General features: G+C 60.8%; 22 protein-coding genes and 1 pseudogene. 14 read left to right on the top strand and 9 right to left on the bottom strand.

Going from position 1 to position 26,748, the window contains the following annotated elements:
* Positions 1 to 644: ribonucleotide-diphosphate reductase subunit beta (locus E4P00_RS27435; protein WP_248133381.1), on the top strand; the 644-nt coding region annotated here is incomplete at its 5' end.
* A 46-nt stretch (positions 645 to 690) separates the two neighbouring features.
* On the opposite strand, the gene E4P00_RS27430 is transcribed toward E4P00_RS27435, so the two are convergent.
* The gene (locus E4P00_RS27430) at positions 691 to 990 is read right to left on the bottom strand and encodes a putative quinol monooxygenase (RefSeq protein ID WP_032875681.1); all 300 of its coding nucleotides are present in this window, start codon (positions 988 to 990) and stop codon (positions 691 to 693) included.
* Between the two features lie 185 nt (positions 991 to 1,175).
* Here E4P00_RS27430 and E4P00_RS27425 point away from each other — a divergent pair, with 185 nt between their 5' ends.
* The gene (locus tag E4P00_RS27425) at positions 1,176 to 1,661 is read left to right on the top strand and encodes a DUF1289 domain-containing protein (RefSeq protein WP_032875684.1); all 486 of its coding nucleotides are present in this window, start codon (positions 1,176 to 1,178) and stop codon (positions 1,659 to 1,661) included.
* 44 nt (positions 1,662 to 1,705) lie between these two features.
* Here the strand turns inward: E4P00_RS27425 and mdeB are convergent, their stop codons facing one another.
* On the bottom strand, positions 1,706 to 4,384 hold the full coding sequence (gene mdeB / locus E4P00_RS27420) for an alpha-ketoglutarate dehydrogenase (RefSeq protein ID WP_248133380.1): 2,679 nt from the start codon (positions 4,382 to 4,384) through the stop codon (positions 1,706 to 1,708).
* A 191-nt stretch (positions 4,385 to 4,575) separates the two neighbouring features.
* Between mdeB and E4P00_RS27415 the strand changes: the two genes are divergently transcribed.
* From E4P00_RS27415 to E4P00_RS27405, 3 genes are all read left to right on the top strand, one after another.
* Positions 4,576 to 5,496, top strand: a complete 921-nt coding sequence (locus E4P00_RS27415; RefSeq protein ID WP_078821446.1) for a class I SAM-dependent methyltransferase — start codon at positions 4,576 to 4,578, stop codon at positions 5,494 to 5,496.
* Positions 5,497 to 5,644: 148 nt separating this feature from the next.
* A complete protein-coding gene (gene pcsA, locus E4P00_RS27410; protein ID WP_005788529.1) occupies positions 5,645 to 6,361 on the top strand; it encodes a phosphatidylcholine synthase in 717 nt (238 codons plus the stop codon).
* A gap of 117 nt (positions 6,362 to 6,478) precedes the next feature.
* Entirely contained in the window at positions 6,479 to 7,258 is a 780-nt protein-coding gene (locus E4P00_RS27405) for a TSUP family transporter (RefSeq protein ID WP_005788530.1), read from the top strand.
* Here the strand turns inward: E4P00_RS27405 and nudC are convergent.
* Positions 7,226 to 8,059: an NAD(+) diphosphatase gene (gene nudC / locus E4P00_RS27400; RefSeq protein ID WP_005788532.1), complete on the bottom strand. Its 834-nt coding sequence runs from the start codon at positions 8,057 to 8,059 to the stop codon at positions 7,226 to 7,228. The two genes, E4P00_RS27405 and nudC, sit on opposite strands and share 33 nt — an antisense overlap.
* 5 nt (positions 8,060 to 8,064) lie before the next feature.
* Positions 8,065 to 8,877 (bottom strand): crotonase/enoyl-CoA hydratase family protein, encoded by an 813-nt coding sequence (locus E4P00_RS27395; protein ID WP_032875698.1) that lies wholly within the window; start codon positions 8,875 to 8,877, stop codon positions 8,065 to 8,067.
* A 185-nt stretch (positions 8,878 to 9,062) separates the two neighbouring features.
* On the opposite strand from E4P00_RS27395, the gene E4P00_RS27390 reads away from it, so the two are divergent.
* From E4P00_RS27390 to E4P00_RS27380, 3 genes are all read left to right on the top strand, one after another.
* Complete coding sequence (locus tag E4P00_RS27390) at positions 9,063 to 9,617, top strand: UPF0149 family protein (RefSeq protein ID WP_248133379.1); 555 nt, start codon at positions 9,063 to 9,065, stop codon at positions 9,615 to 9,617.
* Positions 9,618 to 9,778: 161 nt separating this feature from the next.
* Complete coding sequence (locus E4P00_RS27385) at positions 9,779 to 11,035, top strand: 3-phosphoshikimate 1-carboxyvinyltransferase (protein ID WP_032875703.1); 1,257 nt, start codon at positions 9,779 to 9,781, stop codon at positions 11,033 to 11,035.
* Between the two features lie 33 nt (positions 11,036 to 11,068).
* Entirely contained in the window at positions 11,069 to 11,458 is a 390-nt protein-coding gene (locus tag E4P00_RS27380) for a hypothetical protein (protein ID WP_005788540.1), read from the top strand.
* Between the two features lies 1 nt (position 11,459).
* Here the strand turns inward: E4P00_RS27380 and E4P00_RS27375 are convergent, their stop codons facing one another.
* Positions 11,460 to 12,059: an NAD(P)H-dependent oxidoreductase gene (locus tag E4P00_RS27375; protein WP_005788541.1), complete on the bottom strand. Its 600-nt coding sequence runs from the start codon at positions 12,057 to 12,059 to the stop codon at positions 11,460 to 11,462.
* Positions 12,060 to 12,131: 72 nt separating this feature from the next.
* Between E4P00_RS27375 and E4P00_RS27370 the strand changes: the two genes are divergently transcribed.
* On the top strand, positions 12,132 to 12,734 hold the full coding sequence (locus E4P00_RS27370) for a TetR/AcrR family transcriptional regulator (RefSeq protein WP_248133378.1): 603 nt from the start codon (positions 12,132 to 12,134) through the stop codon (positions 12,732 to 12,734).
* Here the strand turns inward: E4P00_RS27370 and E4P00_RS27365 are convergent.
* Positions 12,724 to 13,401: a GNAT family N-acetyltransferase gene (locus E4P00_RS27365; protein ID WP_248092360.1), complete on the bottom strand. Its 678-nt coding sequence runs from the start codon at positions 13,399 to 13,401 to the stop codon at positions 12,724 to 12,726. The genes E4P00_RS27370 and E4P00_RS27365 overlap by 11 nt on opposite strands.
* Before the next feature lie 188 nt (positions 13,402 to 13,589).
* On the opposite strand from E4P00_RS27365, the gene E4P00_RS27360 reads away from it, so the two are divergent.
* From E4P00_RS27360 to E4P00_RS27340, 5 genes are all read left to right on the top strand, one after another.
* Positions 13,590 to 14,300, top strand: a complete 711-nt coding sequence (locus E4P00_RS27360) for a FadR/GntR family transcriptional regulator (protein WP_248133377.1) — start codon at positions 13,590 to 13,592, stop codon at positions 14,298 to 14,300.
* A 106-nt stretch (positions 14,301 to 14,406) separates the two neighbouring features.
* The gene (gene lhgO, locus E4P00_RS27355; protein WP_216091296.1) at positions 14,407 to 15,600 is read left to right on the top strand and encodes an L-2-hydroxyglutarate oxidase; all 1,194 of its coding nucleotides are present in this window, start codon (positions 14,407 to 14,409) and stop codon (positions 15,598 to 15,600) included.
* Between the two features lie 56 nt (positions 15,601 to 15,656).
* Positions 15,657 to 16,982 carry an MFS transporter gene (locus tag E4P00_RS27350; RefSeq protein ID WP_248133376.1) on the top strand — a complete coding sequence of 442 codons (1,326 nt, stop codon included), beginning with the start codon at positions 15,657 to 15,659 and terminating at the stop codon, positions 16,980 to 16,982.
* 81 nt (positions 16,983 to 17,063) lie between these two features.
* On the top strand, positions 17,064 to 17,915 hold the full coding sequence (locus E4P00_RS27345; protein ID WP_005788547.1) for a CAP domain-containing protein: 852 nt from the start codon (positions 17,064 to 17,066) through the stop codon (positions 17,913 to 17,915).
* Positions 17,916 to 18,018: 103 nt separating this feature from the next.
* A complete protein-coding gene (locus E4P00_RS27340) occupies positions 18,019 to 20,223 on the top strand; it encodes a GAF domain-containing protein (RefSeq protein WP_248133375.1) in 2,205 nt (734 codons plus the stop codon).
* A 45-nt stretch (positions 20,224 to 20,268) separates the two neighbouring features.
* Here the strand turns inward: E4P00_RS27340 and E4P00_RS27335 are convergent.
* The 3 genes and pseudogenes from E4P00_RS27335 to treS all read right to left on the bottom strand — a co-directional run.
* A pseudogene (locus E4P00_RS27335) lies at positions 20,269 to 20,967 on the bottom strand (GGDEF domain-containing protein); the annotation flags it as partial.
* Between the two features lie 51 nt (positions 20,968 to 21,018).
* Positions 21,019 to 23,256, bottom strand: a complete 2,238-nt coding sequence (gene glgB, locus E4P00_RS27330) for a 1,4-alpha-glucan branching protein GlgB (RefSeq protein ID WP_248133374.1) — start codon at positions 23,254 to 23,256, stop codon at positions 21,019 to 21,021.
* The gene (gene treS, locus E4P00_RS27325) at positions 23,253 to 26,600 is read right to left on the bottom strand and encodes a maltose alpha-D-glucosyltransferase (RefSeq protein WP_032875730.1); all 3,348 of its coding nucleotides are present in this window, start codon (positions 26,598 to 26,600) and stop codon (positions 23,253 to 23,255) included. The genes glgB and treS overlap by 4 nt, the downstream gene beginning before the upstream one ends.
* Positions 26,601 to 26,748: the final 148 nt, after the last annotated feature.

Genomic DNA, 26,748 nt, shown 5'->3' with positions numbered 1-26,748 from the left:
CCATGGATGAAGGCGAGATCTTCAACATGTACCACGAGATTCCATCGGTCGCTAAAAAAGCCGCCTGGGGCCTGAAATACACCCGCTCGATCTCCGATCCGAAGTTCGAAACCGGCACTGTCGAGACCGATAAAGAACTGCTGCGCAACCTGGTCGCCTACTACTGCGTCCTGGAAGGCATCTTCTTCTACTGCGGCTTCACCCAGATCCTGTCCATGGGCCGCCGCAACAAAATGACCGGCGTGGCCGAGCAGTTCCAGTACATCCTGCGCGACGAGTCGATGCACCTGAACTTCGGTATCGATGTGATCAACCAGATCAAAATCGAAAACCCGCACTTGTGGGATGCCGAGATGAAGGAAGAAGCGACCCAGATGATTCTGCAGGGGACGCAGCTGGAGATTGAATACGCTCGCGACACCATGCCTCGCGGTGTGTTGGGCATGAATGCGGCGATGATGGAGGACTATCTCAAGTTCATCGCCAACCGTCGCCTGTCGCAGATTGGCTTGAAGGAAGAGTACCCAGGCACGACTAACCCGTTCCCGTGGATGAGCGAGATCATGGACTTGAAGAAAGAGAAAAACTTCTTCGAAACCCGTGTGATCGAGTATCAAACAGGTGGCGCGCTGAGCTGGGACTGACGTAACCCTGCAGGAGCGAGCAAGCTCGCTCCTGCAGTCAACGGCTTCAGTTCGACACCTGCTCCAGGAAAATCAACTGCAACGGCTCGCTGAGCAACGCATCCGCCGTGGCGGCAAAGTGCTGGAAGTACGGCGTGGCAAAATGCTCATCCAGTGCTGCCTGGCTCTTGAATGCCTCGCGCATATAGAACGTGCCGGGTTCATCGCGTCGCTCGAACAACACGTAATCCAGATTGCCAGGTTCGGCCCGCGTCGGTTCGATCAGGCTCAGCAAGCCAGTCTTGAGCGCGTGTTCTTGGCCAGGTTTGGCCTTGAGTACGGCGAGGGATACCAGGGGTTTGGGCATGGCGATGTCTCTTTGAGTGGGTGGGTTGGAACAGCCGGCAACAGCGGTGAACATCACGGCATACAGCCAGGGTTTGATCGATGCTCTCATGGGTGTCGCTCGCAATGGATTGAAGCCATCGTTGCCCATTTGGCGACGCAGAAACACCGACTAAACACGCTTACACTTTCTTCAAAGGCTTGAAAATGCCGCACTCCATCAAGACCCCTTGCGTCGGCCTGTGCTCCACCGTCTACGGTGATCTGGTCTGTCGGGGCTGCAAGCGCTATCACCACGAGGTGATCCAGTGGAATGGCTATAACCCCGAGGAAAAACAGGCGGTGTGGCTGCGTCTGGAACAGCTACTGGTGCAGGTGATGGCCAGCAAGCTAGAGGTTTTCGACCCACACTGCCTGCGACAGCAGTTGGAGGCCCGCAAGATTCGCTTCATGCCGCACCAGTCGCCGTATTGCTGGGCATACCAGCTGATCGCGCGGGGTGCACGGGTGATTTCCAGGCTGGATGCCTATGGGTTGGCATTGCTGCCGGAGTTTCGCGAGCGCCACCTGGCGGATTTGCGCGATGCGATAGATCGGGAATTCTTTCTGCTTTCAGAGGCGCATTACGAGCGCTATATCGCCCCTGGATTCCTCAAGGATGCCTTCGGGCCAGCCTTGATCGCCACAGTCTAATGTGGGAGGGGCGGTGCGACGCTTCGACTTGCCCCCCTCCCCAATCAGCAGGTCCAGGGCGCATCCCGTTCTGGCTGCAACCCGTAGAGATGAATCGCGCGCTGACACACCGCCGGCGCCAAACTCCCCTGCTCCACCAATGCCGTCAACGCTGCCAGCACAATATGGTGCCGATCCACCTCAAAGAAATCACGCAACGCCGCCCGTGTATCGCTGCGCCCGAACCCATCGGTGCCGAGCACGGTGTAGCCCGAATCCACGTACGAGCCAATCATCTGCGGCACTCCCCGCACATAGTCGGACACGGCAATCACCGACGCGCCTTTGGGCAAACAGTCATGCAAATGACTGACACGCTTGATGCCCTGCGGATGCAGGCGATTCCAGCGCTCCACCTCTCTCGCTTCCCGCGCCAGTTCACTGAAGCTGGTGACGCTGTACACCGCGCTTTGCACCTGCCAGTCGTCCATCAGCAACTGCGCCGCCGCCAGGGCCTCACGCACCAGCGTGCCGGAGCCGAGCAGGCGCACCTGCGCGTCCTGCGTACCCTGCAAGCGATACATGCCCTTGATGATCGCGCCTTCCACGCCTTCCGGCAGGCTGGGTTGCGCGTAGTTTTCGTTCATCAGCGTCACGTAGTAGAACTCGTCGACATCCTGCTCCAGCATCCGACGCATACCGTGGTCGAGGATCACCGCAAACTCACCGGCGAACGCCGGATCATAGGCGCGGCAATTGGGCACGGCGGCGGCAGCAAGGTGGCTGCTGCCGTCCTGATGCTGCAAACCTTCGCCGCCCAGGGTGGTGCGCCCGGCCGTGGCGCCGAGCAGGAAGCCCCGGGCACGCTGGTCGGCAGCTGCCCAGATAAGGTCGCCCACGCGCTGAAAACCGAACATCGAGTAATAGATATAGAAGGGCAACATGCGCAGGCCATGCACCGAGTAACTGGTCGCGGCGGCCACCCAGGAACTGATGGCGCTGGCTTCGCTGATGCCTTCTTCCAGGATCTGCCCGTCGGTGGCTTCGCGGTAACTGAGGATCGAGCCGATGTCTTCCGGCTCATAGTGCTGGCCGACACTGGAGTAGATGCCAATCTGCTTGAACAGGTTGGCCATGCCGAACGTACGCGCCTCGTCGGCAACGATGGGTACGATGCGCGGCCCCAATTGTCCGTCTTTGAGCAAGTGGGTGAGCATACGGACGAAGGCCATGGTGGTAGACATTTCCTTGCCTTCAGCGGCCGTGGCGAAACCCGCATAACCGCTCATCGACGGCACACTGACACGCGCGGCAAGCTGGCTGCGGCTGGGCACATAACCGCCCAGGGCGTTGCGGCGCTGGTGCAGGTAGCGCAATTCCAGGCTGTCATCGGCCGGCTTGAAAAAACTCAAGGACTCGACCTGCTCATCCGACAGCGGCAATTGGAAGCGATTGCGAAAGGCAATCAGCGCCTGGCGATCAAGCTTCTTCTGTTGGTGAGTGGTCATCTTGCCCTGCCCGGCTTCGCCCATGCCAAAGCCCTTTTTGGTCTGGGCCAGGATCACCGTGGGTTTGCCCTTGGTCCGGCGGGCAGCGTGGTAAGCGGCGTGGATCTTGACCATGTCATGGCCGCCACGCTTGAGGCGGTCGATCTGCTCATCGCTCAGGCTCTCGACCAGCTTGGCCAGGGATTCACTCTGGCCAAAAAAATGCTCGCGATTATAGGCGCCATCCTTGGCGGCGAAGGTTTGGAACTGGCCATCCACGGTCTGCGAAAGGGTTCGGACCAATGAGCCGTCGACATCCTTGGCGAGCAACGCATCCCAGTCCGAGCCCCACACCAGTTTGATCACATTCCAACCGGCGCCGCTGAACAATGCCTCCAACTCGTCGATGATGCGTCCATTACCGCGTACCGGGCCGTCGAGGCGTTGCAGGTTGCAGTTGACGACCCAGGTCAGGTTGTCCAGGCCCTCGCGGGCGGCCAGGGTCAGGGCTGACATGCTTTCCGGTTCGTCCATTTCGCCGTCGCCGAACACGCCCCATACATGGCGGTCCGAGGTGTCCTGCAAGCTGCGGTGCTGCAGGTAACGCATAAAGCGCGCCTGGAAAATCGAGCTGATGGGGCCAATGCCCATGGAACCGGTGGGGAACTGCCAGAAGTCGGGCATCAACCATGGATGGGGATAGCTGGACAGCCCGCGAGCGCCCTCCTTCGGCCCACCGATTTCTTGGCGGTAGTGGGCCAGATCCTGTTCTGTCAGGCGCCCTTCAAGGTAGGCACGGGCATAAATACCGGGCGCCGAATGGGGCTGGTAGAACACCAGGTCACCGCCGGATTGCTCGCTGCGGGCGCGGAAAAAGTGGTTGAAGCCCACTTCGAACAAATCCGCGGCGCTGGCGTAACTGGCGATATGCCCGCCCAGTTCGCCATACGCCTGATTGGCGCGCACCACCATGGCCAGGGCATTCCAGCGCACCAGCGAGGCGAGGCGCTCTTCGGTGGCCAGGTCGCCGGGAAAAGCCGGCTGCTGCTCGACGCTGATGCTGTTGATATACGGTGTGCCGTGGCGGGGTTTCCAGTCGATGCCCGGCGCACCGCCTTCGCGGGCCAGCAGGTCGAGAATCTCGCGGGCCCGGGCGGGGCCGGCATTGGCCACCAGCGAGGCCAGGGCATCACGCCACTCATCCAGCTCCTGCTGATCCTGCGCCGTGTGATTGACTGCGTGGGCGAAACCGTTCATGGGCACCTCCGGACTTTTTTTCCAGTTTATGTCGGTGCTGAAGGATTTTTTGCCTGTTATCAGGCTCACCCAACAGAATTTTGAGCATGAATCACTGTAGATCGGCTTTATTCCAGCACGTTGTGCTCATGCACCCGCAAACCCGGCAATTGTGTTTAAAATGCCGCCCGCCCGATGACTGACGCACAACGATGAACCCAGACGCACTCGCTACCCTTCACGCCCACTTGCTGACCGCCCTGGCTGACGCACCGGTGGAAACCCGGCGCCTGTTCCATGGCCGTGGCCGTTGCTGGCCGGGCCTGGAACAACTGACGGTGGACTGGCTGCAAGGGGTGGTGCTGGTGGCGCTGTTCAAGGAAACCGAGCACCTGCAAGCCCTCAAGCAGACGCTGCTGAACATCGACTGGGCGAGCTTTGGCGCGCACACAGTGGCGCTGCAACACCGCTACCTGCCGCAAAGCACCACCGAGTGGTTAGTGGGTGAGGCCATCGATGAGCTGACCATCACCGAGGGCGGCCTGCGGTACCTGATCGACCTGGGTAAAAAGCAGAACAGCGGGCTATTTCTCGACATGCGCTACGGGCGCAACTGGGTGCGCGAACAGGCCCAAGGCCAGCGCGTGCTGAATTTGTTTGCCTATACCTGCGGTTTTTCGGTGGCCGCCATCGAAGGCGGCGCCGACCATGTGGTGAACCTGGACATGGCCCGTGGCGCCCTCAGTCGTGGCCGCGACAACCATCGCCTGAACGGGCATGACCTGGGCAAAGTCACCTTCCTGGGCCACGACTTGTTCAAGTCCTGGGCCAAGGTCACCCGCAGCGGCCCTTACGATCTGGTGATCATCGACCCGCCGTCGTTCCAGAAAGGCAGTTTCCTGCTGACCAAGGACTACCAGCGCGTGCTGCGCCGCCTGCCGGACTTGCTCACCGCCCAAGGTACGGTGCTGGCGTGTATGAACGACCCAGCCTTCGGCGAAGATTTCCTGATCGACGGTGTAACCCGCGAGGCACCGGGCCTGCGCTTCGTGCAGCGCCTGGACAACCCGCCGGAATTCCCCGACGTCGATCCGCAAAGTGGGCTGAAGGCCCTGGTGTTCCGTCAGGGTTGATGCCGAATCGTCCTACGCTTGCTACGCTTACGCAGACACCGGGCGGTGAACCTTATCCCCCTCTTCCCGGTCGATACCTGCATTCCCCGGCCAGACTCGACGGCGCTACGTTGTCGGCTGCCCCGTTTGACCTTTTGGAGAACCGCCCGTGATATCGACCCTGCATGTAGCCAGACTCAAAGCCTGGGGCGCCCACGGCTTTACTGCCACCGGAGTGGTACTGGCCTTCCTGGCCACCCTGGCGCTGCTGGAAAACTCCCCCAAGGCGTGCCTGCTGTGGCTGGGCCTGGCGCTGGTGGTGGATGGCGTCGATGGCTCGCTGGCACGACGGGTGAATGTCAGCACGGTATTGCCCAGCTTTGACGGCTCGGTCCTGGACCTGGTGATCGATTACCTCACCTATGTGTTCATCCCCGCACTGTTTATCTACCGCTATATCGACCTGCCGGAATTTACCCACCTGTTTACGGTGTCGGTGATTCTGGTGTCTTCGCTGTTCTGCTTTTGCAATGTGAACATGAAGAGCAAGGACAACTACTTCGTCGGCTTCCCCGCCGCCTGGAACGTGGTCGCCCTGTGCGTGTACATCATCCAGCCTGACGCCTGGGTCACCTTGCTGACCGTGATCGGCCTGGCCCTGCTGACCGTGACACCGATGAAGTTTTTGCACCCATTCCGGGTCAAGCGCTTCATGCCGATCAATATTGCGGTGACTACGATCTGGTTACTGTGCAGCTTTTTGATGGTGGTGGACTATCCCAACACCAACCCGTGGACGTTCGGATTGTGGTCGCTGATGTCGGCGTATTTCCTGGGCATTTGCATCTGGCGTACGGCGCTGGAGTGGCTGGGAACCCACAAATAGCCAAGCAGACGGATTTAAAAATGTGGGAGGGGCTTGCTCCCACATTTGGTTCTGCGTGCATTCGGCAGGTAAGATGGCGGCCTTCGCATAGCGCACCTCCAACAATAAGCCCTGCCCATGCCCTTCGAACTCAGCGTTGACCTCACCACCCTGGCCATCCTGGCCGTCGTTGCCTTTATCGCCGGTTTTATCGACGCCATCGCCGGCGGCGGCGGGCTGCTGACCACACCGGCCCTGCTCACCGCCGGTATGCCGCCTCACCTGGTACTGGGCACCAACAAACTCAGCTCCACCTTCGGCTCGGCCACCGCCAGTTTCACCTTTTACCGGCGCAAGCTGTTCCACCCGCGCCAATGGGTGCACGCCATCGTCGGTACATTGATCGGCGCGCTGACCGGTGCGGTGGTCGCCCACTACCTGCCCGCCGAAACCCTGAACAAGATGCTGCCGGTGATCGTCTTTGCCTGCGGGGTGTACCTGTTGTTCGGCGGTACGCCAAAGGCGCCGGTGGATGCCGAAGCACCGATCAAGAAGAAATGGCAGGCCACCCAGGGCTTTGGCCTGGGCTTCTACGACGGCGTGGCCGGGCCTGGCACCGGTGCATTCTGGACCGTCAGCACGATGCTGCTGCACCCCATCGACCTGGTGAAGGCCAGCGGCGTCGCGCGCAGCATGAACTTCGTCAGCAACGCGGCGGCGCTGACGGTGTTTATCATCAATGGCTCGGTAGACTGGATCGTCGGGCTGGCGATGGGCGTGTCAGTGATGTGTGGCGCGTTCTTTGGCGCACGCAGCGCAATCAGCGGCGGCGCCAAATTCATTCGCCCGGTGTTTATCACCGTGGTGCTGGGCCTGACCGTACGCCTAGCCTGGCAGCACTGGTTCAGCGTGGCCTAAGCGGCGGGCCACGTAGAGGTCGATCAGGTAACGAGCAATCGAACGTGACGCCGGCAACGGCGGCAGTTCGTGGATGTTGAACCACTGCGCATCCTCGATCTCGTCGGCCTGGGGCACGATGTCGCCACCGGCGTACTCGGCGTGGAAACCCAGCATCATCGAATGGGGGAACGGCCAGCACTGGCTGCCCATGTACTGGATATTCTTCACTTCTATCTGCACTTCCTCGCGCACTTCGCGGATCAGGCAGTCTTCGGCCGATTCGCCGGGTTCGGCAAAGCCGGCCAAGGTGCTGTAGACCCCTGTGACGAACCGTGGCGAGCGCGCCAGAAGAATCTCGTCACCACGGGTCACCAGCACGATCATGCTCGGCGAAATCCGTGGGTAGCTGCGCAGGTCGCAAGGCGCGCAGTACATCGCCCGCTCCCGCGGGACCTGAACCATGGCCTGGCCGCAACTGCCGCAGAAACGATGCTCCCGCGCCCAGGTGCCGATCTGGGCGGCGTAGCCCAGCACTCTGTAGAGAGTGTGATCGCCCTGTAGCATGAAACCGCGCAGCCCCTGCCAACTGCACCCTGGCACATCGGCAGCACTGTCGAGTTCCAGCAAGTACACCGGTTCACCATCGAGGTGGCCGATGCCGTGTTCAGCGAACACCGGCAGGTCCTGACGCTTAAGCCACTCCCGAGGGAACAGAGGGCCATTGGCGTCATGCAAAAAGCCCTCACGGCTGCGGGCGACGGCCCAGCCGCCGACGGCGTCGTTATCCAGCAGCGTTGTGGTAATCCAGCCTGGGGTCATATCAGTCAATCCACGAATTCGGGTTTCTGCTTGCTCATATGGGCCGCAATGGCCACGCGCAAGTCGTTGGATTGCAACATAGCCGAGTTCCAGGTGGCAACGTATTCCAGGCCGTCATTGACTGTGTGGTCACGCATGTAGCTGATCATGGCTTTGGTGCCGGTCACGGCGATTGGCGACTTGGCGGCGATTTCATGGGCGATTTCCATAACGCCGGCCAGCAGGCTGTCCTGATCGGCATACACGCGATTGACCAGGCCGATGCTGCGCGCTTCTTCAGCACCGAACTGGCGACCGGTGTAAGCCAACTCACGCAACATGCCGTCGCCGATGATGCGCGGCAGGCGTTGCAAAGTGCCTACGTCAGCGGCCATGCCGATGTCGATTTCCTTGATCGAGAACTGCGCGCCCTCGGCCGCGTAGCGCATGTCGCAGGCGCTGATCAGGTCAATGGCCCCGCCAATGCAGTAGCCCTGGATCGCGGCGAGTACCGGCTTGCGGCAATGGTCGACCGCATTGAACGAGGCTTGCAGCTCGAGGATCTTGCGCCGTAACAGGCGCGCATTACGCCCCACGTCCTTGCTGAACTCATTGGCTATCGAGGCCAGCATCATCAGGTCGATACCCGAAGAGAAATGCTTGCCCGCACCACTGAGCACCACGGCGCGCACGGCATCGGTGTCGTCGATCCATTGGAAGATGTCGATGATTTCGGTCCAGAACGCCGCATTCATGGCGTTGATCTTTTCCGGGCGATTGATCTGCACATGGGCAACGTTGCCGCTCAGTTCGACAACGAAGGCTTGGTATTCGGACATGGCAGTGATCCCTGACTGGCGATTGAGAAAGGCCAGACTATATCAAGGGTGCGCCACGGCGCATCGGCCAAAAGCGGGACTGGCCACGGTGAGGGAAAAGACGCTGGATAAAACCCGGTGCACACGCCATCCTTTGCGCTTTAAGCCGCCCCTGTCAGCGGCGCTCGACGTTTTAAGGATATGCCATGCACGCCCAACCCCTCTCTCCCGCCGATTTCGACTTCATTGACGCCACCTTGCTCAAATACGGTGAAGACCACTCGGTGCTGAACATGGCCGAACTCGACGGTTATTTCACCGCCCTGGTTTCCAGCCCGGCCAAGGTGGACGTGGCCGAGTGGTTCCCGGCGATCTGGGGTGGGCAAAACCCTGAATGGGACAACATGGACGAGGCCCAGGATTTTCTCGAACTGTGTGTACGCCATATGAATACCCTGGCCGCTCAATTGGCCACCGACTCCCAGGCATTCAAAGCCCGTTTCGATGAAACCGAACATCAAGACCAGGCAGTGACGCTGGCTGAAGAATGGTGTTTTGGTTATGTGCGGGGTGTGACGATCGGCAACTGGCCGCCATTGCCCGCCGAACAAGCCGGGCAACTGGAAAAAATCACCGCGTGCGCCGAGCAGGACAATTTCGAACTTCCGGCGGACCTGGATATAAACGCCCATCAACAGCAGGTCAGCGAAATCGAACCGGCTGCGCGGGTGCTGCATGACTACTGGTTGAGCCAGCGTTAAGCCGGGCTTGCTGGCCCCGTCCCACATTTGAATCGGAGCACATTCCAGAAAATTCACGCAGATCACTTGCTCACTCGACAAGCATGGCGTGTTTGCCTGATTATTCGGGTCCGCACGTCGGCCACTCCACGCCACCTCGCCTTGACCAGGAGCCTTGTACCTTGAGTTCGCAAAAAACCGTGACCGTTACACCGCCCAACTTTCCTCTCAATGGCAAGGTCGCGCCCCCCGGCTCCAAATCCATCACCAACCGCGCCCTGTTGCTGGCGGCATTGGCCAAGGGCACCAGCCGTTTGAGCGGTGCGTTGAAAAGCGATGACACTCGCCATATGTCAGTCGCCCTGCGTCAGATGGGTGTGAGTATCGATGAGCCAGACGACACCACGTTTGTCGTCACCAGCCAAGGCTCGCTGCAATTGCCTCCCCAACCACTGTTCCTCGGTAACGCCGGGACTGCCATGCGCTTTCTCACCGCCGCCGTGGCCACCGTGCAAGGCAGCGTGGTGCTGGACGGCGATGAATACATGCAAAAGCGCCCGATTGGCCCGCTGCTGACCGCCCTCGGCCAAAACGGAATTCAGGTCGACAGCCCCACTGGCTGCCCGCCCGTGACCGTGCATGGCACAGGCAAGGTACAAGCCAGGCGCTTTGAGATCGATGGCGGCTTGTCCAGCCAGTATGTATCGGCCCTGCTGATGCTCGCGGCCTGTGGTGAGGCGCCGATTGAAGTGGCGTTGACCGGCAAAGACATCGGCGCCCGTGGCTACGTGGACCTGACCCTGGATTGCATGCGCGCCTTTGGCGCCCAGGTTGAAGCCGTGGACGATACCACCTGGCGCGTCGCCCCGACCGGCTACACCGCCCAGGATTACCTGATCGAACCCGACGCCTCGGCCGCTACCTACCTGTGGGCCGCCGAAGTGCTGACCGCTGGCCGTATCGACATCGGTGTCGCGGCCCAGGATTTCACCCAGCCGGACGCCCAGGCCCAGGCCGTGATCGCCCAGTTCCCGAACATGCAAGCCACGGTGGTCGGTTCGCAAATGCAGGACGCAATCCCGACCCTGGCCGTGCTCGCCGCTTTCAACAACACCCCGGTGCGTTTTACTGAACTGGCGAACCTGCGCGTCAAGGAATGTGACCGTGTACAGGCACTGCACGACGGCCTCAATGAGATCCGCCCAGGCCTGGCGAGCATTGAGGGCGACGACCTGCTGGTGGCGAGCGACCCAGCCCTGGCCGGCACCGCTTGCACGGCGCTGATCGACACCCACGCCGACCACCGCATCGCTATGTGCTTTGCCCTGGCCGGGCTGAAAGTTTCGGGGATTCGCATCCAGGACCCGGACTGCGTGGCCAAGACCTACCCTGAGTACTGGAAAGCCTTGGGCAGCCTGGGCGTTCAATTGACCTACTGACACGCCGATCGTGAAACTTCGCCGGGAGCGTCAATGACCATTCGCCAACCCTGCCCTCCCGGCGCCTGTGTGTGCGAGCGTGAACAACTGCTGGAGGCGCCCGGCGCGGACCTGCGCATCCTCCAGTTGACGCGACAGCAGGAAAAAATCCTGCTCGAACGCCTTGAAAACCTCAAGAGTCTGCAAGACCTTGAACACATGCAGCAGCGGATGTACGAGCAACTGGGCATCCGCGTGCACATTGCGCCTGGGCATACCGAGGTCAAGAGTATGCGCGGGATCCAGATCGTTATCGACGAGTTGCCGGGCATGTGCCGCAAGACTCGTCAATCGATCCCGGCGTCGATCCGCCGCGGCCTGGAAAAACGCCCCGAGATTGCCTACCGCTTGCTCGATGCCCACGACCTGTTTCGCGACACCTGAATCACCCCGCGACTGTCTCGCGCTGGAACATCCCCTGCCCCACAGCTTTGGCCGTGTGCAAATGCGCCTGGGCGCCCCCGCTCTCCGAATCCAGCAGCAGCTTGGACGTCAGCACCTGCGCCCCGCAGTAATCAAAGATGCCGTAATCGATCTGGGTGTGCATGGCCTTGGCATAGCCGTGCCGATCGAAAGCGCTGTCATCCGCGCCCCCGAGGGCCAGCAGGTGCACCTGCAAGTGGCGCAGTTTTTTCACGACGGGTGTGTCGGGGCCATAATCAATCGCCCAGCCGTTGACGAACACGCGGTCGACCCAGCCTTTGAGCAACGCCGGCATCGACCACCAGTAGATCGGGAAAGCCACCACCAGCGCGTCGGCGCGCTCGATACGCGCCTGTTCGGCCAGCACATCGGCCGGCGGAGTTGCATGAGCGCGGTGCACCTGATGGTCGGCGGCGGTGTAGCGTGGATCGAACCCTTCGGCGGCAAGGTCGGCGATTTCGAAGGTGTGGCCGGCGGCGGTCAAACCGGCGCCTACCTGAGCCGCTACGCTATGGGTGAGCGATTTCCGGTCGTGATGAGCAACTACGATCAAGGCGTGCATGACTTTAACTCCTGACAGGATTAAGCTACGTTTAGTAAGTTACGCCCCTTAAGTTACTTTTGGTATATAAGCATGTCAAGCAGTGAATCCCCTGCCCCACGTCGGCGCTTGTCCCGTGAAGATCGCCAGCGCCAATTACTCGATGTGGCGTGGCAATTGGTGCGCGAGGAAGGCACCGACGCCCTGACCCTGGGCCGCCTGGCGGAGCTGGCAGGTGTGACCAAGCCGGTGGTCTACGACCACTTCACCACGCGTGCGGGATTGCTGGCTGCTTTGTATGCCGATTTCGATGCGCGCCAGGACCAGGTCTTTACCGAGGCCATCGACACCAGTAAGGCGACGCTAGAGGACCGGGCATGGGTGATCGCGTCGGCGTATGTCGATTGCGTGCTGTTGCAGGGCCGGGAAATCCCCGGAGTGATTGCCGCGCTGAGCGGCTCGCCGGAGCTGGCGGTACTCAAGCGCGAATATGAGGCGATCTTCCTGGAAAAGTGCTCCAACGCACTGTCACCGTTCGCCTCGGGCGGCGGTGTTTCCAAGGCCGGCTTGTGCGCTATGCTCGGTGCGGCGGAAGCCCTGTCTCATGCGGCAGCCAATGGCGAGATCAGCCGTGAGGAGGCCCAGCAGGAATTGCTGGCGACCATCCTGGGGATGGTCCAGCGGGTCAAATCGTAGGAAAACGCTGCTGGATGTACAGCTGCACCTTGCGCGTCAACTGATCCAGATGCCGGTCACGCTGTTTTTCAGCGTCGACCATGGCGCGCTTGCCGTGCTTTTGCAGCAGGTAGGTATGAATCTGGCGCACTTCCAGCGAACGATAGATCGCTGCCACATCCAACACCCCCATCAAGCCATCGGTGCCGTAGTCCCGGGTGTTCATCAGCACTTGGGTGCCACGTGCGCCGCGCACTTGAAAACCCATGGCCTCGAACGCCGGCACCTTCTCCACCGCACAGGCCAGTTCGGCGTGGGGATAGCGCGCCAGCACATCGCCTAGCATTTGCTTCGCCACGCCCTGGCGACGAAAGCCGGCCTGCACCGCCATAAAGGCAATGCCGCAGGCTTGAGGGTCGTTCTTGACCGGCAGATACAGGCAAAAACCGACAACGGTTTCGTCCTGCATCGCCACGACCAGCTCGACGGCGATGCCCTTCTCGCCATTCAACGCCTCAAGGTACAAGTGCACCTCAAACCCGATGGCGTACTGGTAGATGTTGTAGAGCAAGTTACTTGGCGCCAGCGCGACACTGCTGATGTCGGTGAGGTTGTCCACCACCATCTGCAGGATCTGGCTATTGACCGATTCGGGGCACGGCGTGGTGTAACGGGTAAGGCTGAACATGCAAATTCCTGGAGTTTCGCGTCAAGGCAGCGGCGATTGTACCTGTTGCAGGCCGCTCATGGCCCGCACAGTGAACGCAGGTAACGGGCCTTGCCGCCTATCTTGCTGCACTGATCGTGTTGGACACATATTGACAAGCTAAATTCGTAACGACTATTGTCTGACAACCTGACTACCAAGGTTTCATCATGCTTGAGCTCCAGCGCCCCGACTCGCTTGTCGTACGGGTTGTCAGCGCCATTCGCGCAGAAATCGAATCCGGCCAACTGGCTCCGGAGTCGCGCCTGCCTACCGAACAGCAATTGGCTGAACAGCTCAACGTCAGCCGCTCTGTGGTGCGCGAGGCCATTGCCCAGCTCAAGGCCGACGGTGTTCTCACCGCCCGCCGGGGGTTGGGGTCGTTCATTTCGCAGACCCCGGCCGGCACGGTGTTCCGTTTCCCGCAGCAAAATGGGCGACGGCCTGACCTGGCGCAGATGTTCGAAGTGCGCCTGTGGATCGAAACCCAAGCCGCCTCGATTGCCGCCCAGCGCCGTGACGCCGCCAACCTGCAACGCATGGAAAGCGCCTTGCAGGCCATGCAGGACCATCGCGACGACTTTGAAGCCGCAGCCCTGGCCGATGTGGAATTCCACCGCGCCATTGCCGACGCCAGCAAGAATGACTACTTCGTGGCCTTCCATGACTTCCTCAGAAGCCAGCTGGCGAGCGCACGCAAGACCGCCTGGGAAAACTCTGCCTCGCGCTTCGCCACCGGCTCGGCCGATGCGACCCAGGAACACCAGCAGCTCTATCAGGCCATCGCCGACGGTGATGCCCAACGCGCCGCTGCCAGTGCAGAGGCCCATCTGCGTGCATCCGCACGGCGCTTGCAACTGGAACTGCCTCCCATCAACTGATCGACTTTTTAAAGCGTGTCCCCGGACACGCCATTTTTTTAACAAAAACATTAGTCTGACAACCTGATAAGCAGACCAAAATGTCTAACCTTAGGTACTCCCAGCAATGATTCACGACTTTTGCATTATCGGCGGCGGCATCGTCGGCCTCGCCACTGCCATGGAACTGCTCAAGCGCCAACCCGGCGCATCACTGGTGATCCTGGAAAAGGAGCCGGTGCTGGCCAAGCACCAGACCGGCCACAACAGCGGCGTGATCCACGCCGGCATTTACTACGCCCCCGGCAGCCTCAAGGCCGACCTGTGCAGGCGCGGTGCCGAAGCCACCAAGCAGTTCTGCCGCGAACACGGGATCAAGTTCGAGGTGTGCGGCAAGCTGCTGGTGGCCTCCAGCCCCCTGGAAATGCAACGCATGGAAGCCCTGCACGCCCGCGCCCAGCTCAACGGTATGCAGGTCGAGCGCCTGGATGCCGAGCAACTGCGCGAGCGTGAACCAAACATCGTCGGCCTGGGCGGCTTGTTTCTCGATGCCACCGGCATTGTCGATTACCGCCAGGTGTGCGAGACCATGGCCCAGGTGATTCGCCGCAACGACGGGCAGATCTGCCTGGAACGCACGGTCACTGCGATCCACGAAGACACCGATAAAGTCACGGTCCATACCCAGGGCGAAACCTGGCAGGCGCGGCACCTGGTGGTGTGCGCCGGTTTGCAATCGGACCGCCTGGCGCGCCTGGCAGGGATCAGTATCGACCATCAGATCATCCCGTTTCGTGGCGAATACTTCCGCTTGCCGGCGGCAAAGAACAACATCGTCAACCACCTGATCTACCCGATCCCCGACCCGCAGTTGCCGTTTCTCGGCGTGCACCTGACACGCATGATCGACGGCAGTGTCACCGTCGGCCCGAATGCCGTGCTGGGCCTGGGCCGCGAGAACTACCGCAAGTTCTCGGTGAACTGGCGCGATGTGGCGCAATACGCCAGCTTCCCGGGTTTCTGGAAAACCCTCTGGCAGAACCTCGGCTCCGGCACCACCGAGATGAAAAACTCTTTGTTCAAGTCCGGCTACCTGGAGCAGTGCCGCAAGTACTGCCCTTCTCTGACCCTCGACGACTTGCTGCCCTACGAGGCCGGTATCCGTGCCCAGGCAGTCATGCGCGACGGCAGCCTGGTACACGATTTCCTATTCGCCCAAACCCCGCGAATGCTCCACGTGTGCAACGCACCTTCACCGGCCGCCACCTCGGCCATGCCCATCGGCGCGATGATCGCCGACCGTCTGTTCCAGCCTCAGTAATACCCGTACTGCCCGTTCACCCAAAAATAACTACAAAGACCAGAAGGAAATCCAGCATGTCGGCATCCGCCTCCATCCCCGGCACCGAAACGCCCGAACAAACCCGCAAGCGCCTGCGCAAAGTGGCCGCCGCCACCATCTTTGGCTCGATGCTGGAGTGGTACGACTTTTACCTGTACGCCACCATGGCGGCCATTGTGTTTTCGAAGATCTTCTTCGATAACAGCGACCCGAAAACGGCCACGCTGATGGCCTTTTCCACCTTTGCCATCGGCTTTATCGCCCGCCCTTTCGGCGGTATTCTGTTCGGCTACCTGGGTGACAAGTTCGGACGCAAGCAGGTGCTGGTGCTGACCTTCTGCCTGATGGGCGTGTGCACCACGCTGATCGGCCTGATCCCCAGCTATGCCTCCATCGGTATCTGGGCGCCGATCCTGCTGGTGTTCATCCGCATCATCCAGGGGCTGGGCGCGGGTGCTGAACTGTCGGGCGCCGCGGTAACTTCCTACGAACACGCCTCCCATGGCAAGCGCGGCAGCCAAGGTGCCTGGCCGGCACTGGGGCTGAACCTGGGCCTGTTGCTGTCCTCACTGACCATTTACCTGCTGACCATCAACGGTAACGAGTTCTTGCTGGCCGGCGGTTGGCGCATCCCGTTTATCTGCAGCATCCTGCTGGTGGGCGTGGGTCTGTGGGTGCGTAACAGCATTCCGGAAACCCCGCAGTTCGAGGAACTGAGCAAGGAAAAAGCCAAGGCCAAGCCGTCGCCCCTTAAAGCGTTGTTCAAGAACGACCTCAAGGGCCTCGCCGTGGTGTTCTTTGTCGCGATTGGCTACAACGCCCTGAGCTATATCTTCAAGACCTTCTCCCTGGCTTACCTGACCCAATTCAAAGGTGTGGATGTACACGTCACCTCCCTGTCGGTGACCATCGCCAGCCTGGTGGCCATCGTGGCCGTGCCTTGCTTTGGCTGGCTGTGCGACAAGTGGAGTAGCAAGACCGTGTTGATGCTCGGCGGTCTGTGCTCGCTGCTGTTCGCCTACCCGTTCCTGGCCCTGCTCAACAGTGGTGAAAGCCTGATGATCTATCTGGCCATCGGCGTGGGCACCGGTATCCTTGCGCCGATGATGTTTGCGCCCCAGGGCTCGTTCCTGAGCCGGCAATTCCCGACCCAGACGCGCTCATCGGGTTTCGGCACCGGGCGCGAAATCGGCACCGCGATTGCCGGTGGCCTGGCACCGCTGGGCGCGCTGTCGATGGTGGCGGCCTCGGCCACTCACTCCACCGATGGCGTGGTGGTTATCCTCGCGATTTCCGCCCTGCTGGTGGTGGTGTTCGCCCTCTGCGATCAGGGTGCAAAACACTCGACATTCAAGAACTGAAGAAAAAAGTTCGGACCAACGGGTGCATGGATGCACCTGGATCGCGCATCATGGGCACTTTCAAGCTCAAGGGTAACGTCCATGCGCGTTCTGTCATTGATGATGGGTCTTACGACGCTGGCCGCCACTACGGTGTTCTGCGCCAGCGCGATGGCGAATGAAGAAAGTCAGTTAGTCCAACAGATCAACCAATACCGCAGCCAGGTGCAACGCTGCGGTGACCAGGGTTCCCAGGAACTGCCACCGCTGACCAGCGACACACGGCTGGTACTGCCGGCCTCCAATGTCGGCGATTTGCAGCAGTCGCTGGCGCGGGCTGCGTACCCTATGGTCAACGTGCAGGCCATCAGCCTGTCCGGGCCCAAGGATGCCGACGCCGCCATGAAAGCAGTGCGCGAAAGCTTCTGCCGGGTCGTACTGGACCCGCAATATGTCGACATCGGCGTCAGCAACAGCGGCCAGGATTGGCGCATCGTGCTGGCCCGCCCGCTGCTGACCAGTGGCCTGGGCGACTGGCAGACCGAAGGCAAGCAACTGCTGAACCTGGTCAACGCTGCGCGCGCCGAACCACATCAATGCGGCACCCAGGCGTTCAGCGCGACCACGCCGCTGTCGTGGAACGACACCCTGGCCAGCGCGGCCAACAGCCACACGCGCAACATGGCCAACGGCAACTTCTTCGACCACCTGGACCACGACGGTCGTACTCCCGGTGACCGCGCCGAACTGGCCGGGTATATCGCGAAGAACATCGGCGAAAACATCGCTGCCGGCCTCGATACCCCACGCAAAGTCGTGGACGGTTGGCTCGCCAGCCCCGGCCATTGCGCCAACCTGATGAACCCGCAATTTCGCGAATTGGGCGCGGCCTACGCGATGGACCCAAAAAGCGATGCGGGCATCTATTGGACAGGTGTATTCGCCGCTCAATAACCTGGATATTCGCGCTGAACTGGTAGCAGTCATTCAGGTCTGTTGCTTGGCAACCTGAGGTTTCAGGCAATAGTCGAACCGCGGTAGATAAGGTGTTGACCCCATGATGAATTGGCTGCAAGGCAGCAGCGACATGGCCGAGCGGGTCCGCCAGCATGATTGGGCCAGTACGCCCCTCGGCCCGCTGGAGCAGTGGTCCGATGTATTGAAGACCACCGTCGCGCTGTGCTTCGCTTCCAGGTTTCCCCAGGCCATTGTTTGGGGGCCTGAGTTGATTACGCTCTACAACGATGCATTCCGGCCGATCCTGGGCAACAAGCCGGAGGCATTGGGCCGCCCTTTCAGCGAGGTGTGGCACGAGGCCTGGAGCGAGATAAGCCCCATCGCCAGCGCCGCGTTCGACGGCCATGCCACCTATATTGAAAACTTCCCGCTGATGCTCAAGCGCAATGGTGCGCCGGAACAGGCGTATTTCACTTTTTGCTACAGCCCTATCCGCGACTCCCGAGGCAACGTAGTGGGCATGCTCGATACGGTGACCGAGACCACCTCCACCGTATTCCTCGCCCGTCGCCTGGCGGTGCTGGATGCCATCGGCAACGCCGTGGCCAGCGCCACCGACGCCGAAGCCATCATGACATCGACCACCCAACTGCTGGCGCAACACCTGCAAGTGTCGATTTGCGCCTATGCCGATATGGATGAGGATGAAGATGGCTTCACTATCCGTGGCGACTGGGCGGCACAGGGCTCACCCAGCATCATCGGCCACTACAGCCTGGCGGCGTTCGGCGAACGCGCGGTGAGTGCTCTGCGTGCCGGTCAGCCCCTGGTGATCCGCGATAACCTGATCGAACTGCCCGCCGATGAGTCGGCAACCTTCCAGGCGCTGGGCGTCACGGCTACCATCTGCGTGCCGCTGATCAAGGATGGACGTCTCACGGCGCTGATGGCCGTGCATGACAAACAGCCCCGCTACTGGTCGCCCTACGATCTGGCGTTGTTGGGTGAAGTGACCGAACGGTCCTGGGCGCACATCGAGCGCGTGCGCGCCGATGCCGCCGTACGCGAGGGTTTGGCGGCCTACACCGAACTCAACGCCACACTGGAGCAGCGCGTGGAAGAACGCACCCTCGCGCTGGCCCAGGCCGAGGCCGCGCTGCGCCAGTCACAGAAGCTTGAAGCCATCGGCCAACTGACCGGCGGCGTCGCCCATGACTTCAACAACCTGCTGACCATCATTCGCTCGTCAGTGGACTTCCTGCGCCAACCGAACTTGTCGCAAGAGCGTCGCCAGCGCTACATGAGCGTCGTCTCCGACACCGTGGAGCGGGCCAGTAAACTCACCAGCCAATTGCTTGCCTTCGCCCGTCGCCAGCCGTTGAACCCGCAGGTATTGGATGTCAGCCAGCGGGTACGCAACATCGGCGAGATGCTTGAAAGTGTCACCGGCGCCCGCATTCATGTACAGGTGCAGTTGCCCGATCAGCCGTGCTACGCACGCATTGACCCCAGCCAGCTCGAAACCGCGCTGCTCAACATCGCACTCAATGCTCGCGACGCAATGGACGGCCAGGGCACCCTGACCCTCAAGGTCGCCACACAGCAAGCGCTGCCGCGCATCCGCGGTGACGCCGAGTCGCGCCTGCCGTACATCAGCATCTCTCTGACCGACACCGGCACCGGTATTGCCGGCGACACCATCGACCGTATCTTCGAGCCGTTCTTCACCACCAAGGCCGTTGGCAAAGGCACCGGGCTGGGCCTGTCGCAAGTCTTCGGCTTTGCCAAACAGTCGGGCGGCAACATCGATGTGGCAAGTACCCTCGGCCAGGGCACTGTGTTCACCTTGTATTTGCCCCAAGTGGAAGGCGAACCCGCCCCGCAGCAGGACGAGCAGGAGCAACTTGTACCGCCGCAGGAGGCTGCCCAACGGCATGTTCTGATCGTAGAAGACAACCTGGAAGTGGGACGTTTCGCCAGCCAGATCCTCAAGGACCTGGGCTACAAGACCACTTGGGCGACCAATGCCGAGCAGGCACTGGCCCTCGCTGGCAACGACGCCCGAGCCTTCGACGCGATTTTTTCGGATGTGGTCATGCCGGGGATGACCGGCGTTGCGATGGCCAGACTGCTGCGTGAGCGGCGTCTGGACCTGCCGGTGGTACTTGTCTCAGGCTACAGCGAAGAGCTGGCGGACAGCGGTTATGAGGGGTTTGAGTTCCTCGCCAAACCCTACTCCGCCGAACAGGTCGCCAGGGCGTTGGTGAGGGCGATGTCCAAGGATCAGACCGCTACGGCCACCTGATCAAGACCTTGAGCCTTAGCGGTGCAGGTCTTCAAACCCGTCGCGCTCATCGGTTTGGGCCGCGCGGGTTGAAAGACGGTGTGTACGCTCCATTTGCCGAGTCAGGCGGAAGGCTTTTTCCAGCGCATCGGACAGTTTGCAGGTGGCCGTCACCACAAAAGATGAAAACACCAGCACCGCCAGGGCCACACCCACTTGCATCGGCGCCGGCTGGAACAACAGCCACAGCGTACAGGGCAACAGCACCAACGCCATCGAACTCAAGGTCATGTAGCGAAAGGCCGAGTAGCAGGACACCGCACTGACTGACATTCCTACGGTAAAGAGCATCACCAGTACCTGAGACACACGGTCATCGACCGGCATCACCGCCAGCGCTCCACCTCCCCAGATGCCAGCCGACAACATCAGCGTGATCCAGTAACGCCGCTCCCAACGCTTTGGGGTGCGCTCGCTGTCAGGGCAGCGAAACCACTGCACGAACATGTGCAGGCGCAGCAGTGACGAGCAACCCAGCAGCACCAGCCATACCAGAATGATTCGATGATCGAAGCGATCCCAGCACAGCCAGCAGAGCATGGCGGCCCCCAGATAACTACCGAAGACGGCCGAGAACGACTGGCGAAACAGTTGGTGCAACCGGTCGGTTCGCACTTGCTGCTCGATGATGGGGTCCTGATCTTGCCCATGCCCAAGGCTGTTCATGCAATGCGCCTGTGTCGATTGCGACGGCAAAGGCGCCATTGTGGCACCCTGCCAGTATCGGAAACAACTGCATCCGCCAATCCAGCGCCCTTACAGCTCCTGCGGACGCAGAATCAACACGCCCAGCGGCGGCAGGTTCAACGACAGCGACACCGGTTGCCCATGACGCGGCTCATCCTGGGTGAACACCTCTCCCCCATTGCCAAAGTTGGAACCGGCGTAAGTGTCCGCATCACTGTTGATTACCTCACTCCAACGCCCGCCGAACGGCACCCCAACCGCATAGCCTTCACGCGGCACCGGGGTGAAGTTAGCAACCACCAGCACCGGCCGGCCATCCTTGCTCCAGCGCAGCCAGGCGTAAACACTGTTGATCGCATCATCGCCAATCAGCCACTGGAAGCCTTGGGGCGCATCATCCTGTTCATGCAGCGCCGGCTCCTCGCGGTACAGGCGGTTCAAATCGCCCACCAGCTTTTGCACACCACGGTGCTCAGGGTATTGCAGCAGATACCAGTCCAGTTGCTGGTCGTGGTTCCATTCGCGCCACTGGCCAAATTCGCAGCCCATGAACAACAGCTTCTTGCCCGGGTGCATCCACATGAAACTCAGATAGGCGCGCAGGTTGGCAAACTTCTGCCAGCGATCTCCCGGCATCTTGTCGATCAGCGAGTGCTTGCCGTGCACCACTTCATCGTGTGAGATCGGCAAGATAAACCGCTCGGACCAGGCATATACCAGGCCGAAGCTCAGCTCGTTGTGATGATGGGCACGGTAGACCGGGTCTTGCTGGATGTAATGCAGCGAGTCATGCATCCAACCCATGTTCCACTTGTAATTGAACCCCAGGCCACCTTGCTGGGTAGGCTGGCTGACCCCCGGCCATGCCGTCGATTCCTCGGCGATCACCAGCGCGCCGGGCGCTTCAAGGGCGACCACGTCGTTCAAATGCCGCAGAAAATCGATGGCTTCCAGGTTCTCGCGCCCGCCATGGCGGTTGGGCACCCACTCGCCGGCCTTGCGCGAATAATCGCGGTACAACATCGAAGCCACCGCATCCACCCGTAGCCCATCCACATGAAAATGCTTGAGCCAGTGCAGGGCCGAGGCCAGCATGAAGCCGTGCACTTCCGTACGGCCCAGGTTGTAGATCAGCGTGTCCCAGTCCTGGTGAAAGCCCTCCAGCGGGTTGGCATACTCGTACAGCGCTGTGCCGTCGAACTGCGCCAGGCCGTGGGTATCGGTGGGGAAATGCGCCGGCACCCAATCGAGAATCACGCCGATATCCGCCTGGTGACAGGCATTGACGAACCAGGCGAAATCCTCGGGCGATCCAAAGCGTGCACTCGGGGCGAATTGCGACAAAGCCTGATAGCCCCAGGAACCACCAAAGGGGTGCTCCATGATCGGCATCAGCTCGATATGGGTGAAGCCCAGTTGCTGCACGTAGGTGATCAAGCGCTCCGCCAGTTCACGCCAGCCGTATTGACGGGCGACCTCGCCGGTCTCGTCCAGCTCGCACTGCCAGGAGCCCACGTGCAGCTCGTAGATCGACAACGGCGCCGTGGATTTCTGCTTGTCACCCCGGGCTTGCATCCACTCATGGTCTTGCCAGTCCACCTGCAACGGTGCGGCGACCTTGGAGGCCGTGTCGGGCGGCAGTTGGGTGGCCAGCGCCACCGGGTCGGCCTTGAGCGGCAGGATCCCATGGGCCCCGAGGATTTCGTATTTGTAGGCAGCGCCCGGCTGCAAACGCGGGATAAAAATCTCCCACACACCGGAGGGGTGACGCAGGCGCATCGGATGGCGGCGACCGTCCCAGATATTGAAATCGCCAACTACCGAAACCCGCCGCGCATTCGGTGCCCACACCGCAAAGCGCACACCTTGCACGCCATCGACACTGGTCACCTGGGCCCCCAGGCAACTGCCCAGGTCGCGGTGATTGCCTTCGGCAAACAGGTAAAGGTCCATTTCCCCCAACAGCAATTGACTGAAGCTGTAGGGGTCTTCGGTAATCTGTTCACCGCCCGCCCACTGGATTTTCAGCAGGTACGGCTGGCGCGTGCTGAACTGCCCGACAAACAAGCCAGGCACCTGGGTTGCCTCGAGGCTGCCCAGCACTTCACCGCCATCCCGGCTGAGTACCTGAACGCTGAGCGCCTCAGGCAGAAAGGCGCGAATAAACTGCCCGCCCTGCTCGTCGTCATGCGGGCCCAGGATCGAGAACGGATCCGGGTGTTCGGCGCGTACCAGCGCTTCGACGTCCTTGGACGCCGGCAATGCAGTCAACTTGGGCTGCAGCGGTTCTTTATGTGTAAAACTCATGACGTCTCCCCACCGCGTACAGGTTTCGATTTAGGTGTAAGCCCGCTCAGCAAGCCATGCAGCCCTTGCAAGGGCACCGGCAACCAGGTCGGGCGATTTTCCGCTTCGTAGGCCACTTCGTACGCGGCCTTTTCCAGGCTGAACAACGTCAGCGCTGCGTCCTGGCCGTTGGCATCCTGCCAATCATGCGCCAGTGTAGACGTCGCCGTCTGATAAGCCTGAGTAAATGCCTCGCGGGCTTCACTCAGATAGCGATCGGTGACGCGCTTGCGCGCAGTGTTGGCTTGCGGTGTCTGATCCACTGCTTGCACATTCAGGGCCATGGCCGCCGCGTAGTCAAAGGAGCGCAGCACTCCGCTCACATCTTTATAGGGGCTGTGCTTGCCGCGCCGCTCATGCAACGGCCGCGCAGGTTCCCCTTCAAAGTCGATCAGGTACGCGTCGCCCTTGACCACCAGCACCTGGCCCAGGTGCAAGTCACCGTGGACACGAATCCGCAGCCCGCCGACCGTGGCCTTCGCCAACGCCTGGACATGCCCGGCGATGGTTTTTTTGTGTACCAGTAACTCACTGACCAACGCCTGGTCAGCGGGGTTCAACTGGCTTTGATGAAGCTTGAGCAATTGCAGCGCACGCTCGATCTGCGCGCCGACATCCTTGGCCCAGGCCTGAGTATCCTTGGCGGTAGTGATTTGCGGTTTGAAGTCCTTGTCATCCGTTGGCGCACCCAGCACACCATGCATTTCCCCCAGGCGCTGGCCAAGCGCGGCGGCGAAATCCGCCAGTTCGCCAAGGGCGTTGTAGTGCTGCTCCTGTTCAGAAATGGCCTCGGCCAACTCGTCGCGGATCGCCCGTTCCAGGTTGTTCTGGGTCCAGCTCCAGGCATCGCCCTGGTTGCTCAGGTAGCCCTGGGCAATCATCAGCAGGTTGTCCTGCCCCTGCGCGTCGCGGCGGCTCATAAAGCCCAGCAAAGGCGAGATATTCGGGTAGCCGGCGGCGGTCAGGTAGGCGCTCATTTCCAGCTCCGGGTGTACCCCGGCGCTGACTTTGCGAATCAGCTTGAGCACCAGGCTTTCGCCCACCACCACCGAACTGTTGGACTGCTCGGCAGACAAGTAACGCACTGGCGATTCGTGAGTCAGTTGCAGCCCGGCCAGGTGTCCGGTCGCCTCAAACCGCAGATCGCCCTCACTGGAGTTGAGCACGGTCCCTGCCTGCATGGCCTGGATGACTTCACGGATGAAAGGCTCAAGGCTGAAGGCATCGGTCACCAACCCTACCTGGCGAGTACGTCGCACCCGGGCCAGGGCCAATTGCTGGGGCAAGGCGCTGCTCACCTGATCTTCGCCGAGAAAGCCCAACGGCAGTTGATAACGGCTGACCTGACCGCCGCTGCTGACCTCGACTTCACTGAGCAATACCGGGTGCTGTGGGTCGCCAAAACGTACGCCGTAAGCGATGCGCACGCTGTCGATCGCCGTGTCTTTGCCGGCAAACCAGCGACGTTTGGGCAACCAGGCTGGCAATGAGGTTTGTTCCAGGCTGGTGCGGCAAGGCTCTTCGAGTAATTCTTCCATGCGTTTTTTCAGTACCAGAGTGGTGAAGTCGGGCATGCTCTGCGCCGGTTCCACATGCCAGCTTGGCATCTGGTTTTCCGTCGCCAGCACAAACCAATAAAAGCCATAGGGCGCCAGAGTCAGCAGGAAATTCAGCTGGCCAATCGGTGGAAAGGCATTACCGCCGAGCATCTCCACCGGCACCATGCCGGCGAAGGCAGACAAGTCCAGCTCCGCCGCCTGGGCGCTGCGCGACACATTGGCCACGCACAGGATGATTTCGGTGTGGCCGTCTTCCCCCGTGTATTCACGGGTGTAAGCCAGGATGCGCCGATTGGTCGGCGAGAGCATTTTCAGGCTGCCACGGCCAAAGGCCTTGGACTGCTTGCGCACCGCGAGCATGCGCCGGGTCCAGTTCAGCAACGAATGCGGGTCCTGGGCCTGGGTCTCGACGTTGACCGATTGATAACCGTATTGCGGGTCCATGATCGGCGGCAATACAAGGCTGGCCGGGTTGGCACGGGAGAAGCCGCCATTGCGGTCGATAGACCACTGCATCGGCGTACGCACACCGTCGCGGTCGCCCAAGTAGATGTTGTCACCCATGCCGATCTCATCGCCGTAATACAAAGTCGGTGTGCCCGGCATCGACAACAACAGGCTGTTGAGCAACTCGACACGGCGACGATCACGCTCCATCAGCGGCGCCAGGCGTCGACGAATACCCAGGTTGATTCGGGCGCGGCGGTCTGCGGCGTAGTAGTTCCACAGGTAGTCACGTTCTTTGTCGGTGACCATCTCCAGGGTCAGCTCATCATGGTTGCGCAGGAAGATCGCCCATTGGCAATTGGCGGGAATCTCCGGGGTCTGGCGCAGAATATCGGTGATGGGAAAGCGGTCTTCCTGGGCCAGCGCCATATACATGCGCGGCATCAGCGGGAAGTGGAAGGCCATATGGCATTCATCGCCGTCATCGCCTTTGCGCTCACCGAAATACAGCTGCGTGTCTTCGGGCCATTGGTTAGCTTCAGCCAGCAGCATTCGGTCGGGATAATGGGCATCTATTTCGGCGCGAATCTGCTTGAGGACGTCGTGGGTTTCAGCCAGGTTTTCGTTGTTGGTGCCGTCGCGTTCGATCAGGTAGGGAATGGCGTCCAGACGCAGGCCGTCAATGCCCAGGTCCAGCCAATAGCGCATCACCGACAGTACGGCCTTCATGACTTGCGGGTTATCGAAGTTGAGGTCGGGCTGGTGGGAGTAGAAGCGGTGCCAGAAGTACTGGCCGGCGACCGGGTCCCAGGTCCAGTTGGATTTTTCGGTATCGAGAAAAATGATGCGCGTGCCGTCGTACTTCTGGTCATCGTCCGACCACACGTAGAAGTCCCGCGCGGCCGAACCCGGCTTGGCCTTGCGCGCACGCTGGAACCAGGGGTGCTGGTCGGAGGTGTGGTTGATCACCAGCTCGGTAATTACCCGCAGCCCGCGTTTATGCGCCTCGGCGATGAAGCGTTTGGCATCGGCCATGGTCCCGTAGTCGCTGTGCACGCCACGGTATTCGGCAATATCGTAGCCGTCATCGCGACGTGGCGAGGGGTAGAACGGCAATAGCCAGATGGTGTTCACGCCAAGGTCGGCAATATAGTCGAGCTTGGCAATCAGCCCGGGGAAGTCACCGATGCCATCATTGTTGGAGTCAAAGTAGGATTTGACGTGAACCTGGTAAATCACCGCATCCTTGTACCAGAGCGGGTCTTTGATGAAGGTGGCTGTCTTGGGTTTCTTCGCCATTGGAAACTCCTGAAGCAAATTTTTTAGACGACATGCTTTCCCTGTGGGAGGGGGCTTGCTCCCGATAGCGGCGTGACAGTCAATAAGCTTATTGCCCGATAGAGCGCTATCGGGAGCAAGCCCCCTCCCACACTGGCCCTGCGCAAGG

It is taken from the genome of Pseudomonas sp. B329, assembly GCF_023127835.1.
Taxonomy (GTDB): domain Bacteria; phylum Pseudomonadota; class Gammaproteobacteria; order Pseudomonadales; family Pseudomonadaceae; genus Aquipseudomonas; species Aquipseudomonas synxantha_A.
The sequence above is the reverse complement of the archived record's forward strand: the minus strand, read 5'-3'. Positions and strand labels throughout refer to the sequence as shown.

Bases quoted from the DNA above. Each gene is read 5' to 3' on its own strand.
- E4P00_RS27430 (WP_032875681.1), bottom strand. From the start codon at position 990: ATGCCCAAACCCCTGGTATCCCTCGCCGTACTCAAGGCCAAACCTGGC.
- E4P00_RS27425 (WP_032875684.1), top strand. From the start codon at position 1,176: ATGCCGCACTCCATCAAGACCCCTTGCGTCGGCCTGTGCTCCACCGTC.
- mdeB (WP_248133380.1), bottom strand. From the start codon at position 4,384: ATGAACGGTTTCGCCCACGCAGTCAATCACACGGCGCAGGATCAGCAG.
- E4P00_RS27415 (WP_078821446.1), top strand. From the start codon at position 4,576: ATGAACCCAGACGCACTCGCTACCCTTCACGCCCACTTGCTGACCGCC.
- E4P00_RS27405 (WP_005788530.1), top strand. From the start codon at position 6,479: ATGCCCTTCGAACTCAGCGTTGACCTCACCACCCTGGCCATCCTGGCC.
- nudC (WP_005788532.1), bottom strand. From the start codon at position 8,059: ATGACCCCAGGCTGGATTACCACAACGCTGCTGGATAACGACGCCGTC.
- E4P00_RS27395 (WP_032875698.1), bottom strand. From the start codon at position 8,877: ATGTCCGAATACCAAGCCTTCGTTGTCGAACTGAGCGGCAACGTTGCC.
- E4P00_RS27390 (WP_248133379.1), top strand. From the start codon at position 9,063: ATGCACGCCCAACCCCTCTCTCCCGCCGATTTCGACTTCATTGACGCC.
- E4P00_RS27380 (WP_005788540.1), top strand. From the start codon at position 11,069: ATGACCATTCGCCAACCCTGCCCTCCCGGCGCCTGTGTGTGCGAGCGT.
- E4P00_RS27375 (WP_005788541.1), bottom strand. From the start codon at position 12,059: ATGCACGCCTTGATCGTAGTTGCTCATCACGACCGGAAATCGCTCACC.
- E4P00_RS27370 (WP_248133378.1), top strand. From the start codon at position 12,132: ATGTCAAGCAGTGAATCCCCTGCCCCACGTCGGCGCTTGTCCCGTGAA.
- E4P00_RS27365 (WP_248092360.1), bottom strand. From the start codon at position 13,401: ATGTTCAGCCTTACCCGTTACACCACGCCGTGCCCCGAATCGGTCAAT.
- E4P00_RS27360 (WP_248133377.1), top strand. From the start codon at position 13,590: ATGCTTGAGCTCCAGCGCCCCGACTCGCTTGTCGTACGGGTTGTCAGC.
- lhgO (WP_216091296.1), top strand. From the start codon at position 14,407: ATGATTCACGACTTTTGCATTATCGGCGGCGGCATCGTCGGCCTCGCC.
- E4P00_RS27350 (WP_248133376.1), top strand. From the start codon at position 15,657: ATGTCGGCATCCGCCTCCATCCCCGGCACCGAAACGCCCGAACAAACC.
- E4P00_RS27345 (WP_005788547.1), top strand. From the start codon at position 17,064: ATGCGCGTTCTGTCATTGATGATGGGTCTTACGACGCTGGCCGCCACT.
- E4P00_RS27340 (WP_248133375.1), top strand. From the start codon at position 18,019: ATGATGAATTGGCTGCAAGGCAGCAGCGACATGGCCGAGCGGGTCCGC.
- glgB (WP_248133374.1), bottom strand. From the start codon at position 23,256: ATGAGTTTTACACATAAAGAACCGCTGCAGCCCAAGTTGACTGCATTG.
- treS (WP_032875730.1), bottom strand. From the start codon at position 26,600: ATGGCGAAGAAACCCAAGACAGCCACCTTCATCAAAGACCCGCTCTGG.